Source organism: Paenibacillus sp. V4I3 (assembly GCF_030817215.1).
GTDB lineage: Bacteria > Bacillota > Bacilli > Paenibacillales > NBRC-103111 > Paenibacillus_E.
The window spans coordinates 5,159,239-5,171,381 of record NZ_JAUSZA010000001.1; the positions used below are offsets into that span (position 1 = coordinate 5,159,239).

A 12,143-nucleotide genomic window follows, 5' to 3' on the forward strand; every position below is an offset into this window, starting at 1 on the left:
TTGCTCCTTTGTGATTTATAGTTTTCGTCTATTCCGTTTCTTTTTCTTGAGAACGATCATTCTCAAATAAATAAAAAAAATTAGTTGATCTTTAAAATTGACATTGTTGTTTCCACTATTTGCATTAATTTCTATCTGTCATCTGTCGTCTTCGCCAAAACCCGCAGCCCAGTAAATGCATTATTAAAATAACACGATAACCATTCCGCATTGAGCGTTTTGTCAAGTTCGCCCGATTGTTGACCTGCCTCAATAAGCTCACGAATCAATTGTTCAAAATCGGTCAAGCTTTGGTTGACCCAAGCTCTGGACTCAGAATCATGTGGGGCTAACTCAACCGCGGTATTTACCATCAGGCAGCCTTTAGGGAGCTCATCATCATCCCTTCTGATTGCCGTTTCTAACACCAGTCTAATAGTTTCCTTTGCAGAAATGGATCCATTAATAATGCGTTTAACTGATTTATCTATCATTTCACTATATCGCTTTAACGCCTTGATATACAAGGAATGCTTATCGCCAAAGGAGTCATACATGCTTCTCTTGTGAACCCCCATTTGTGAGACTAGGTCCATCATGGAAGTCTTCTCATAGCCCTGTTCCCAGAATAACTGCATGGCTTTGAGCAACACCGCATCCTCATCAAATTCCTTGGTTCTGGCCATTCCTGTTGACTCCTCCTTTCAATAATATCTTAACATATTGAGAACGATCGGTAAAGAATTATTTATACACCAAAGGGATGTTCTTTTGCATTGTATTATCTCTCTTTAAGCGTATAAGTGGATAACGATAAGTCAATACTTGGAACAACCTCTGTGAGGTTAGGAGAGGGAGTGTGAAGATGCAGACAACAGAAAAAATCACGGGAAATCAGCTAGGCTTATTACTATTTACTTTTATCGGTTCCACCATCGTCTTAACCATTCCCGGATGGATGGTGATGATTGCAAAACAGAATGGTTGGATATCCGTGATTCCTTCTACTTCAACAGGTTTATTAACTCTGTGGGCGCTGATTACACTCGCCAATCGTTATCCGGGTTTGACGATTATACAATACAGTTCAAAAATCATTGGGAAATGGTTAGGCAAATGTTTGGGGGTTTTTTATATTTATGCTTGGTTTAATGCTATTTCGGTTATGACCATACAGCATACCTTTTTTATTAAAGCGCTTCTATTACCAAAAAGTCCGTCCATAGTAGAAAGTCTATCGTTATTGATCCTATGCGGTATAGCCGTTTTTGCTGGAATTGAGGTCATTGGAAGATGTAATGAGTTTCTTACACCATTGCTCTTGGGTTCTTTGATTCCGATCTTGATTCTGGCGTTTGGGGAAGCAGATCCCGTCCGGCTAAAGCCATTTTTAGGAGAGGGAATACTGCCGGTATTGCAAGGAGCTGTCATTCCAGGAGGAGCATTCATGAATCAAGTGTTTATATTGGGCTGGCTCCTTCCTTATTTGAATCAGCCGAAAAAGGCTCGCAAGGTCGCGCTGATTGCGTTTTTCAGCCTTTCCATTTTAGTATTTATCATCGTATTACTTACGATTATGGTCCTCGGTACATTAACAGGTAAACTGACCTATTCATTTTTAAGTCTCATGCAATATATAGGTATTGAAGGTTCATTTGAACGTCTGGAGGCTATCGCTGTTGCGGTGTGGGTGTTGGGGAATTTTGTGAAGGTATCGGTATCGTTGTTTATATTATGTCTTTGTGTAAGTCAGCTTTTCGGGATCCGAAATTATCGTGATATCGTAGCTCCGCTAACACTTTTGTCCATCATTGGATCAGCTTGCGTTTTCAAAAGTGGCGCGGAGCTTCAAGCTTTTCTTGCTTTCATTTACCCGAGCGTGGGTTTTATCACACAAACCCTCATACCGTTGTCACTTCTCATGATAGACACTATAAAAAGAAAAGTGCACCATTCAGTGCATTAAAAGCATTTTTCCGATGGGTTCAAAAATAATTTTGAACGGGACAACCATGCTCGGTATGTCAACCCGGGCAATTAATAAGGAACCGGTAATGGATGATACTCCCATTAAAACGCCGAATACCGCTGCTTCTTTGTTTTTTTGCATACTCAGCAAGGATCGGATTCTAACAAAAGACCATACAACCAATAAACATACATATCCCACGATTTGGACGATCATTTTATGATCTCCTTTTCCTTCAAATGTAAAGGAGGACCTGCCATCCCGCTTCCTATTATATTAAGCTTAACTGCAACGGAAACGTCTACCTCCGGAAACTTATGATCCCATTGTTCTTTCAACGCTTTCCATTGTTTCGGCTTATCACGGTAAATTTCTTGGCCGAAACCCACACTATCTACTTTGTACCGTTTCTGGAATTTGGATAATGTATCCAGGACTTGTTTCTCGACCGATTTCTCCAATGCTTTCTGTACAAGTCTAAGATTCTCCGGCAAACTGATATCCAAAGGGGTATTATTTTCCCAGATTGTTCCTTCCCCTTGCAGCTGAATCTTGAATTTGATCTTATCACCACTTATCTCCGTGGTAATTTTTCGGTTTGTTTTTCCCAGAATCACCCCAACTGTTCCATCACCTTCCGGTAATTTAGCGTTGATTCTGCCATCTTTCATTCTATCTGTAACCCAAAGAAATCCATTTGTTTCATTCTCGTTTAGAAAACAGACTAATTTGAAATCCTTAAAAATGGCTGATCCGGCTAGCTTAAATATGTTGTTTTCTTTCATTCCTTCTGATAAATCCTCAGGCATTATGACTCCCAAAACGGGACTGATCCCTTCACTTGATGACGCTAAAAAAAAGTCTCGCAATGTAACCGATAACCCGCTTCCTAATGCTTCCATTTCCTTGATTGCTTCGCTGGGAGCTTGTTCAAAGGGGTATTTAACTTGCAAGAGTCTCCGCGCTTCTCCCCCCTTTACAACCATCATATAGGTTTTTAATCGTTGTTTCGAATCGTGGGTGTAAACATCGAGAATATCTTGAATCCCGTGTTTAGATAACGATTCACCTATAAAAATAACGACGCGATGTGCGGTAAACAACCTGCGTGAACTTTTTTTCTGAAGCCTATAGAACGCTTCATTAATATTCTTTCCAACAGCCGATATAACAAAAAACTTCTCTTTCTGGCTTCCTCCACTCCCTGGTCCCCCCTGAGCGGAGGAAGGGATCGCAATCTGATGTGATAATATATATTCCCCATCATCCGTTATGTCAAATGCCGTACCCGCAATGAACGCAAGATCATTAATCTCCGTACGATCCCAACAACCGCTTGTGGTCAATATTGTGAATAGTAAGCCGATGTATAGGAATGGTTTCATTTTGAAGTTCCTTTCCCTTTCCTCGCAGATTCTGGACTTGGTTTTTGACCTGCCGGTTCACGGACCAAATTGTTAGATCCTGTTGCCTGTGGACGACGAGTTTTAGCCCATATAGGTGCCCGGATGATTACATCTTTCAAATCCGTTATGGTCATAGGGGCTACCGGAGTGAAATAAGGGACACCGAACGAACGAAGGGAGGTGACATGTATCAAGATGCCCAGAAAACCCAGTACAATGCCATAAAGTCCAAGCGTACCTGCCAAGAATAGTATCGGAAAGCGAAGAACTCGGATTCCATTTGCGAAACTGTATCGCGGTATCGTAAACGCTGCAATGCCCGTGATCGAAACGATAATGACGACCGGAGCGGATATAATTCCCGCCTGCACAGCCGCTTGGCCGATGACCAATGCCCCAACAATGCTTATCGCTTGCCCGATTTGTTTGGGTAATCGAATCCCTGCTTCCCGCAATGCCTCAAATATAATTTCCATTATTAAAGCTTCGAACACAGCCGGGAAAGGAACAGGCTCCCTAGAGGAGGCAATACTCAGCACGAGATTAGTCGGAACCATTTCCTGGTGGAAGGTCGTAATTGCAACATATAGGGGAGGAGCAAATATGGCGATACTGATGAAAAGGAATCGAATCCACCGCACAAAAGTTGCAATGGGCCAACGAATATAGTAATCCTCGCTTGCCTGGAGTCCATTCCAGAATGTCATGGGAACAATTAATACAAATGGGGTGGTATCGACAAGAATGGCTATTTTCCCTTCCAATAGCTCTGCAGCTACAACATCTGGTCGCTCTGTACTGTGCACTAGTGGAAAAGGAGAGAAAGGTGAATCCTCAATAAATTCCTCGATATAGCCTGAATCGAGGATCCCGTCGATTTGAATCCGAGTTAACCTTTTTCGAACTTCCTCAACAACAGACTCGGAAACAATACCAACTATATAAGAAATGACTACTTGGGTTTGAGTAAGCTCCCCGAGCGTAATGGATTCCATTTTTAGTCGAGATGTTTTAATTCTATTTCGTATTAGACCAATATTCGTTGAAATGTTCTCGATAAATCCATCCCTAGGACCACGAATAACCGGTTCGGAAGAAGGTTCTTCAAGACTTCGTTGCGACGTGCCATTAACCTTAGCAATCAACGCATTGCTGTCCCCTATCGCAAGAACGGCAGCATGACCATTTAACATATGACTCACAATTTCAGTTACTTTGGAAGTAACAAACGTCGTTCCGATGGAAATCATTTGGTCATCCAGAACTTTTACTTCGTTATTTATCAAATCATCTTGTTTGCTTGATTTAGATATCAATGGTTTCAATATATGCTCGTCAATCAACTTTTCTTCAACCAGACTAGTAAGATATATCACAAGCCATTGAATTTGCCCAGCTATCTGAATCTTGCGGAATATGATGTCAGAGCTGTTTTGGAATATTTTTTTTAAAATCATTTCATTTTGTTCTAAATTCGAGGTTAACCTGGGGTTTTCTTCATCAATTTGATGATCCTCCGGTATATTTGGATACTCAGGTTTAATGCGAATCCATTTCCTAAACCATTTCACTAAATAGACCCCCAAAGAAAACACTGATTTAACTATTTTTCCATTTTACGTCAAAAATATTCTAAACAGGCAAAACATTGGATCGCACTGATGATCGCCTCCGACGGCATGTCCTTTAATAAGTATCCATGAACGCCTTTCTCCAGAACTTTCATAATGAGTTCCACGTCATCGTTCCATACCCGGCTCTAAACCGATGATGGTCGCAAGACGCTCTCTCATGAGCCGCTGATCGTCTACAATCAGGATTTTCAATTTCTTTGCCCCATTTCCGTTATAGGATAAGGAAACTTAACTTCAACAGCAAAGCCTGTCTTCTGATCCATCCTAAAATGCACTTCTCCGTTCCACTCCTTCACCCTTTCTTGCAAATTCATCAAACCAAACCCCGGCTTCAGTTCGGCAGGCAGCTCTCCATCATTACGTATGCTTAGAGAAAATTCGGTTTCGGCATAGGCCAACAAAATGACAACATTGGTCGCATGGCCATGCTTCTGAGCATTGGTAAGGGATTCCTGTACAATTCGATAAGCCGTTAATTGAAGATCGCCCGGGAGGGAAATGGGTGTACCTTCAACTTCAAAAAGAGTATGAACCTTTGCAAATTTGGTAAACTCTTCTGCTAAGCTGGTAAGGCTATCATTTAAAGTAGTAGATGTAATAGACTCGTCTCGTATAGCCCTTACGGAAAGACGTACCTCTTGCAAGGCAGACCTAATTAAATCCTCACATTCCAAGTAGGCTTGCTCACTGCGTAAAGAATCCAGCCTGCTTAGCTTGCGAGCCACTTGCATTTGAACCAACAATGCCGTCAGTTTATGACCAACCGTATCATGAATATCCCGTGCAATTCTCACTCTTTCCCTCGCGGCTGCCCACTCCTCCGTCTGGAGTGCATACTCCTGCAGCCGCTCATGAGATTGCATCAATTGTGCATACAGTTGCATTGTATCCGAACGTGCCTTTTGATGGAAATTAATCAAAGAGCTCACAATACATGCGAACACAATGAACGAAGAGGAAATAAAATAGCTTGTTTCATCAAACCGTTGATACAAATACCATCAATGCTGCCCATCGTAACCATATAGAGTAATAGTAAAAATAACCCAGAGATGATGAGCACTCGGGTATTCTTTACAAACATGAAAATGGCAAAAGCTGTAATTCCAATAAATAGATGATTGGGGAATTTGTCGCCAATATAAACATAGCCATAAGAAGCGGATACCAAGAAATCGATGATCAGGAGGTGCAATAGCCAATGCTTTTTCATGGTGGAGTAAAATAGATAAACGAAAAGAAAAACCATCAAGGAAAATACAACAAAACTTAGTCTCCAAAAGATCGCAATCGAGTTTTCAAAATAAAACATCCCGGTCAGGACTAAATCAAAAACGAGCTTCAGCCCGAATAGCCATCTTAACGAAATAGGATTCTTCCATACGATATCCGTTACTTTCAGCATCATCTATAACTCCCTTATCATGCAACTCCATGTTTGTTCTGACTAAAGTTGAACAAATGCCTCTCCTATATCCGAATCGGAACGATGCCAGAAAAAGTTCGGCGACCGATTCCCCTATTGAATATAGTGAGAATCGATCGCCGCTTAAATAGTTTATGAAACCCCGGATGGTAATAACATTATTCCATTACTAACCGACGGAATTTCATTATCCTTCAGCCGAACGATCCCACCATGCGTTGACCTCCTCAAGCCGTTTCGTATAAGCTTCGCGAATCGTATATGCAGCTTGAGTACCAACCGGAAGACGAAGTGGAGGATTGTCGCTTTTGATAACAGAAATGATCAATTCTACCGCTTTTGCCGGGTCTCCGATCACGATGTTCGAGACTCCTTTCTCGTATGCTTCATACAGCGGAGCATATTCTTGCTTCTTCTCGGTATGTTGCAGCGATTCGCCTAAAAACTCTGTTGCGTACACGGAAGGCTCCACGATCGTCGTCTTGATCCCGAAGCTTGCAAACTCTTTCGCGAACGCTTCGGAGAAACCTTCAACTGCAAACTTGGATGCAGCGTACAGGCTATACGGAGGCATGGACCAGGTTCCGAAGAAAGATGAAACATTAACGTAATGTCCCGATCCTTGACGCTTAAATACGGGGAGTGTCGCTCGGATGACGTCTAGAACACCGAACACGTTGACGTCGAACTGCTTCTGGATTTGTTCATCCGTATACTCCTCCAGCATACCGAACAGTCCGTATCCGGCATTATTCACGACAATATCGATTTTCCCGAAAACGTCAACGGCTTCTTGAACGGCGGATTGAATTTGCGCCTTGTTTGTCACGTCCAAAGCAGCGAGGTGAACACGATCCGGTGCCAGTTCTTTAAAATCCTGAATTGTCTCTAGTTTGCGCGCCGTAGCGACCACTTTGTCTCCTGCTTGAAGCAGCTGCTTCACAAATTGTCTTCCGAATCCTGTCGAAGTCCCTGTAATAAACCATACTTTACTCATCGTTTTGATTTCTCCCCTTTAGTTTTTTCGAAAAGAAAATTCTGCTTATTAGTTGATAAGATTTATTCGGAAGGCCTCCGTTTCTTGCAATCCTCTACAGCCTTCATTAATAGCCGGAGCGGCAATTCGAATTGCCGCTCCGGCTTTATAAGATCTGGAGAGGCTTAAATGTAATTGCATTATGATTTCCTGTATTTATCAAGAAATACGGAAGCTGTAATGGCAATCCAATCAATTTTACTTACTAGTTGATAATTTTTACCCGAAAATATTTAGCTTATAATTAATCTAACTATTTGATCAGTGATCTGAGGTAAGATGTCTTTTTTTAACACACGATTGTACTGCAAGCCACCTTTAAAACTTGACAGGACGGTATAAGCTAAAGATTCAATGTCGACGGAACTTTTAACTAGTCCTTCTTTCTGCGCTTCTCCTAGAAGTTCCATCCAACTCATCAATTCAAACTGGCTTAGTTCTTGGACCTTTACTTGAACGACTTCCGGAAGGGATTCATAGTCCGTTTGAAGCGAAGAGATTGGACATATGCCATTACCCCCAGCTCTAATTGTTTGGCGATGAATCTTTTAATTTTCTCTTCGACGGGTATTGAATCTTTATTCAAGGACAATCTTAAACTTTTCAAAGACTGATGAATCCTATCCGTTAAAGCAACCGCTAAATCCTCCTTTTTTTCGAAGTGGTAATGAATGCTTGCCTTTGTCACGCCTAAGTGCTTAGATATATCGTCATAACTATTTGCAACATATCCTTTTTCGCAAATCAGATCCAGCGACAGGTCAAGAATTTGTGTTTTTCTGTTTTCCATACTCATATTCTAACTTACTAGTAGATAAGTAGTCAAGCGCCCTTAACTTCTCTGCATTTCCCTCCGACAATACCCATAGTAACATCGAATTATCCGACAGGGAGATCGAGGGAGGTGATCGCTTCATTTAAAATTTCCATAATTCTTTTGTTCGACTCGATTGCCACCGTGCCGCCGCGCAGCATAGCTGCCCCGTTTTGAAACAAAGGCCCACAGCATTGGTCGGGCTTTCATACTTGATGTCGATTTAAGTCAAGACAATGTATGACTTCTTTTCATGCAGAAAACTCGAGCCCAGAAAACTATAAGCAAACGTTCCTGGAATGATTCCCAGAAGTGTACCGAATAAAAATGACGAAAAATTCACTTTGGCCACGCCTGCTCCGTAACTGATAAGATCAAACGGGAATATGGGAATCAACCGCAGAAGCAAAATGTAGATAAAGCCCTTCTGCTGCAGTTGCTTTTCAAGCTTGCCCCATTTCTCCTTCGACCTCGTGGAAACCAATTTATTACCCAAAAATCGCGCTAACCAAAAAGACAACACCGCGCCTATCGTTGCACCGATGATCGTATACACGGTTCCCCACACCGGACCGAAAGCCAATCCGCCCGTCAATGAAAGAACGGACGCGGGAAACAATATCAAAGGACGCACCGCATAAATGAAGATGAACAGTACTGGCGCAGCCCCTCCGAATGTTAATATCCAAGTCCTTATGCCTTCAGGACTGAGATGCAAAACTTTATGATTGAACCATAATAAACCTCCGACTACTACGATGAACAATAATGATTTGATTAGCCATGATCGTTGTTTCATTCCAATCTCCTCATGTGGCTTTTCTACTTTTGTTTATTTATCAAAAACAGCAGTCAAATATAGAATTTGGACTGCTGTTTTTGTTTTACTTATTATTTTAGTTGCAGTATTTGCAGCATTGCGGCTACAACGCCATTATGATTGGATAAATGCGCCGCAGTCGTGAGCATCAGCTCTCCAAAATTTTCAGCTTTTTTGAAGTTCTCTGGTACAGGCTCTTCCAGTCTGTCTTTGAACGTATTGTAAAGATGTTCGCGTTGTTCTTTCAAGAGAGCGATCATCTCGTCCCATGCAGGCAACTGCGCCAGCTGCTCTTCTTTCCATTCCGTAGCTTTCGTTCCATAAAAGAAAATATCATGGTACTTTTGCGGAAGGCTCGTTGGTTGTGCACCAAGGTCAAACACGTGGAACTCAGTAACCCGAAGTACATGCCCTAAATGCCAATAAAGGCTGGTGTTAAAACCTTCAGGGACGACCATGCGTTTGTCCTCTGGACATTTAGCAAGCAGGTTTAGAAAGTTATCGTGTTCAACATTATATAGGTGGTAAACGAAATCTTTTCTCATTTTTACAATCTCCTTATATTTAGGTTTTTTATATTAACCATGTAACTGCAAATGATACCGCAGTTACTGTTGATTAAACAACTCGGCATAATCGCCATATCCTTTTTGTTCAAGTTCATTTTTCGGTATAAATTGTAAGGCCGCAGAGTTAATACAGTAACGCAATCCCGTTGGTTTGGGTCCGTCTTTGAACACATCGCCTAGAAAGGAATCCGCATTACGGCTTCTGACCTGCGTAGTCAATGATAGAAAACCAGAGCTTTCTTTTAATATAATATTATTTGGCTCCAAAGGTTTTGTAAAACTAGGCCAGCCCGTGCCTGCATCAAATTTGTCCTTTGAGCTAAACAAAGGCTCACCCGAAACAATATCCACGTAAATACCTTCTTCTTTGTTATCCCAATATTCGTTATTAAATGGCGGCTCATCAATACCATTCTGAGTTACGTTGTATTGGCGCTTAGTCAGCATTTTCAGCTTTTCCTCCTTATTAAAATCTTTATTAATAACTGTTTTTGCAGTAATTTTCACTTCCCGATCCTTGCCCCAAGTTTTATTCAAAAATGCATCGCGACCAGAGCCAAGCTCACTTATCTTGTAGCTGATTGGATTTTTTTTGTAATAATCCTGATGTTCCACTTCGGCTTTGTAAAACGTTGATGCAGATGAAATCTTAGTTACAATTGGTTTATCAAACCTGTTTGATGCTACTAATGCATCTCTGGATGCTTCAACCAACTCTTTCTGTTCATTGCTATTGTAAAATACAGCGGATTGATATTCATTGCCACGATCAACGAATTGACCGTCTGCATTGGTAGGATCAACGTTTCGCCAGAAAACTTGAAGGAGGTTGTCATACGTAATCTGTTTCGGGTTATAACGAACTTCCACCGATTCGAGATGTCCTGTAGTTTCAGAACCCACTTCTGCATAGGTTGGATTTTCCTTATGTCCACCTGTATAACCACTTTCAACACGCAAGACACCGTCAAGCTTTTCGAAAGCCTCTTCCATATGCCAGAAACAACCACCAGCAAAAATAGCGGTTTCGTAAGGCGTGCTCGAATTTTCATTAACCGTAGTTAAAACCTCTTGAGCCTTCACTATCTCTTTTTTGTGAAACGAACTGTAAAAGGAATAAACAATAAAGACTAATAGGGCAATGGTTAACACAACTAATTTACTTTTTTTAAAATTCAATATCTTCTTCACCTCCGTGGTATCTATTAGGGATCGTGCCTCCCCTATCTTCTTAGTTGTTCAAAAAACAATTAATTACAAAAAAAGTTTATCCTCCTTTATTTTTTCTTACACTTGGATTTTAACAAGAAAAGAACGGAAGCAAATCTGTGAAAGGTCATGTATTTACAAAGAAAAAGGCAGAACATTTGGTCGCTAAAGCATGATAAATCTCACGCTCTATGCCAAAAGTCATGCCCATTGAATTATATTGAATGTCTGTACCTTCCGTAATAAAAAGTAAGCTGCAATATCTTTACTATTTAATCCTTGACCCTATAAAGCTAGTACCTCTTTCTCTCGTTCGGTCAATCACAGGGGCAACATTCCGTTATTTCCAATGTCATGGGCGTCTCGGGACGCGACGTGCCGAAGTGTTGAAATCTGTTCGATAAAACCGTCCCTTGGGCCGCGTATAACTGGCTCGTATGACGCTTCCTCAATACTTCTTTTGGATGAACCGGGAATTGAAACCGTCATTACGTTACTGCTGCCTGTCAATAGAATGGCGGCATGACCTTCTAAGACGTTTCGTATGGTATACGATACTTTTGTAGAGCTATTCGTGGTTCCTATGGAGATCATCTCACTTTTAAGATCTCCTGCTTCCTTCGGAAACGTATCCCTTGTTACGCTCGTTAGCTTGGTTTAATGACATGCTCTTCAAGTATTTTAATATCAATCAAGTTATCAATGTAAACAATGAGCCATTGACTCATGAAAGATCCTCCTGGTTGACACAATCACTGCTATTATTCCAATAGAGTAACATAAATGACAAGAACATTATCCCATTCCCGATAAGCCGCCTCGAAAAATCCAAAAAAAGCCGCCCTGTAGTTTCACATGGCGGCTAGGGTTATTGGTGGACCACAGTGAGAGCGCAACGACGATCAGCCAGATCGACTTCCACACCAATTCCCACAGAAGCAAAGGCAGCATCTGCAGTGGATACCGAAGCCCCAGGACGGATAGAGCCGAAAAGGCAGCCAACATGCACTGGACTACTCCCTCCATCAGTTCCCACGGCTTTTCGTGGTGGATGACTCCAGGCCATACCTCGATACCGAGTCCCATGATGATATGAAGGTAAAGCGCCCTCAGCAAATAAAGACATGGCTCGTCATGATGAGTGTCTGAGATTCCAGGTCAACATATGAAATCATTCCTTACACGATCGATTCTCGTACCACCGGACGGCGAAATCCACGATTTCGTCCGCCTCCTCGAAATCATGCCGGCCCTCCTCCCGGAAGAATCTCCCCGATCTTC

General features: G+C 41.7%; 14 protein-coding genes and 1 pseudogene. 1 reads left to right on the forward strand and 14 read right to left on the reverse strand.

Going from position 1 to position 12,143, the window contains the following annotated elements; translation table 11 throughout:
• Nucleotides 1-131: 131 nt before the first annotated feature.
• Entirely contained in the window at nucleotides 132-665 is a 534-nt protein-coding gene (locus tag QFZ77_RS23770) for a TetR/AcrR family transcriptional regulator (RefSeq protein WP_307443162.1), read from the reverse strand.
• Between the two features lie 179 nt (nucleotides 666-844).
• On the opposite strand from QFZ77_RS23770, the gene QFZ77_RS23775 reads away from it, so the two are divergent.
• Nucleotides 845-1,945: a GerAB/ArcD/ProY family transporter gene (locus tag QFZ77_RS23775; RefSeq protein ID WP_307443163.1), complete on the forward strand. Its 1,101-nt coding sequence runs from the start codon at nucleotides 845-847 to the stop codon at nucleotides 1,943-1,945.
• Here the strand turns inward: QFZ77_RS23775 and QFZ77_RS23780 are convergent.
• The 13 genes and pseudogenes from QFZ77_RS23780 to QFZ77_RS23835 all read right to left on the reverse strand — a co-directional run bounded on the left by QFZ77_RS23780 (nucleotide 1,934) and on the right by QFZ77_RS23835 (nucleotide 11,888).
• Entirely contained in the window at nucleotides 1,934-2,164 is a 231-nt protein-coding gene (locus QFZ77_RS23780) for a hypothetical protein (protein WP_307443164.1), read from the reverse strand. The two genes, QFZ77_RS23775 and QFZ77_RS23780, sit on opposite strands and share 12 nt — an antisense overlap.
• A complete protein-coding gene (locus QFZ77_RS23785; protein WP_307443165.1) occupies nucleotides 2,161-3,333 on the reverse strand; it encodes a Ger(x)C family spore germination protein in 1,173 nt (390 codons plus the stop codon). The genes QFZ77_RS23780 and QFZ77_RS23785 overlap by 4 nt, the downstream gene beginning before the upstream one ends.
• Nucleotides 3,330-4,925 (reverse strand): spore germination protein, encoded by a 1,596-nt coding sequence (locus QFZ77_RS23790; protein ID WP_307443167.1) that lies wholly within the window; start codon nucleotides 4,923-4,925, stop codon nucleotides 3,330-3,332. The genes QFZ77_RS23785 and QFZ77_RS23790 overlap by 4 nt, the downstream gene beginning before the upstream one ends.
• A gap of 251 nt (nucleotides 4,926-5,176) precedes the next feature.
• On the reverse strand, nucleotides 5,177-5,872 hold the full coding sequence (locus QFZ77_RS23795; RefSeq protein ID WP_307443168.1) for a sensor histidine kinase: 696 nt from the start codon (nucleotides 5,870-5,872) through the stop codon (nucleotides 5,177-5,179).
• Nucleotides 5,873-5,913: 41 nt separating this feature from the next.
• The gene (locus QFZ77_RS23800; protein WP_307443169.1) at nucleotides 5,914-6,396 is read right to left on the reverse strand and encodes a hypothetical protein; all 483 of its coding nucleotides are present in this window, start codon (nucleotides 6,394-6,396) and stop codon (nucleotides 5,914-5,916) included.
• A gap of 205 nt (nucleotides 6,397-6,601) precedes the next feature.
• On the reverse strand, nucleotides 6,602-7,411 hold the full coding sequence (locus QFZ77_RS23805) for an SDR family NAD(P)-dependent oxidoreductase (RefSeq protein WP_307443171.1): 810 nt from the start codon (nucleotides 7,409-7,411) through the stop codon (nucleotides 6,602-6,604).
• Between the two features lie 272 nt (nucleotides 7,412-7,683).
• Nucleotides 7,684-7,995: a TetR family transcriptional regulator C-terminal domain-containing protein gene (locus tag QFZ77_RS37970; protein WP_373462764.1), complete on the reverse strand. Its 312-nt coding sequence runs from the start codon at nucleotides 7,993-7,995 to the stop codon at nucleotides 7,684-7,686.
• On the reverse strand, nucleotides 7,899-8,246 hold the full coding sequence (locus QFZ77_RS23810) for a TetR/AcrR family transcriptional regulator (protein ID WP_307443172.1): 348 nt from the start codon (nucleotides 8,244-8,246) through the stop codon (nucleotides 7,899-7,901). Before QFZ77_RS23810 ends, QFZ77_RS37970 begins: the two co-directional genes overlap by 97 nt.
• Nucleotides 8,247-8,487: 241 nt before the next feature.
• Nucleotides 8,488-9,063 (reverse strand): TVP38/TMEM64 family protein, encoded by a 576-nt coding sequence (locus QFZ77_RS23815; protein ID WP_307443174.1) that lies wholly within the window; start codon nucleotides 9,061-9,063, stop codon nucleotides 8,488-8,490.
• Nucleotides 9,064-9,155: 92 nt separating this feature from the next.
• Complete coding sequence (locus QFZ77_RS23820; protein ID WP_307443176.1) at nucleotides 9,156-9,629, reverse strand: DinB family protein; 474 nt, start codon at nucleotides 9,627-9,629, stop codon at nucleotides 9,156-9,158.
• 63 nt (nucleotides 9,630-9,692) lie between these two features.
• On the reverse strand, nucleotides 9,693-10,832 hold the full coding sequence (gene msrA, locus QFZ77_RS23825) for a peptide-methionine (S)-S-oxide reductase MsrA (RefSeq protein ID WP_307443178.1): 1,140 nt from the start codon (nucleotides 10,830-10,832) through the stop codon (nucleotides 9,693-9,695).
• Nucleotides 10,833-11,183: 351 nt separating this feature from the next.
• Nucleotides 11,184-11,465: pseudogene (locus QFZ77_RS23830) on the reverse strand (spore germination protein); the annotation flags it as partial.
• 192 nt (nucleotides 11,466-11,657) lie between these two features.
• Nucleotides 11,658-11,888, reverse strand: coding sequence for a hypothetical protein (locus QFZ77_RS23835; protein WP_307443180.1), 231 nt, complete (start codon nucleotides 11,886-11,888; stop codon nucleotides 11,658-11,660).
• Between the last annotated feature and the right edge of the window lie 255 nt (nucleotides 11,889-12,143).

Coding starts and splice junctions, on each gene's coding strand:
- QFZ77_RS23770 (WP_307443162.1), bottom strand. CDS start 665: ATGGCCAGAACCAAGGAATTTGATGAGGATGCGGTGTTGCTCAAAGCC.
- QFZ77_RS23775 (WP_307443163.1), top strand. CDS start 845: ATGCAGACAACAGAAAAAATCACGGGAAATCAGCTAGGCTTATTACTA.
- QFZ77_RS23780 (WP_307443164.1), bottom strand. CDS start 2,164: ATGATCGTCCAAATCGTGGGATATGTATGTTTATTGGTTGTATGGTCT.
- QFZ77_RS23785 (WP_307443165.1), bottom strand. CDS start 3,333: ATGAAACCATTCCTATACATCGGCTTACTATTCACAATATTGACCACA.
- QFZ77_RS23795 (WP_307443168.1), bottom strand. CDS start 5,872: ATGCAACTGTATGCACAATTGATGCAATCTCATGAGCGGCTGCAGGAG.
- QFZ77_RS23800 (WP_307443169.1), bottom strand. CDS start 6,396: ATGATGCTGAAAGTAACGGATATCGTATGGAAGAATCCTATTTCGTTA.
- QFZ77_RS23805 (WP_307443171.1), bottom strand. CDS start 7,411: ATGAGTAAAGTATGGTTTATTACAGGGACTTCGACAGGATTCGGAAGA.
- QFZ77_RS23810 (WP_307443172.1), bottom strand. CDS start 8,246: ATGAGTATGGAAAACAGAAAAACACAAATTCTTGACCTGTCGCTGGAT.
- QFZ77_RS23815 (WP_307443174.1), bottom strand. CDS start 9,063: ATGAAACAACGATCATGGCTAATCAAATCATTATTGTTCATCGTAGTA.
- QFZ77_RS23820 (WP_307443176.1), bottom strand. CDS start 9,629: ATGAGAAAAGATTTCGTTTACCACCTATATAATGTTGAACACGATAAC.
- QFZ77_RS23835 (WP_307443180.1), bottom strand. CDS start 11,888: ATGGAGGGAGTAGTCCAGTGCATGTTGGCTGCCTTTTCGGCTCTATCC.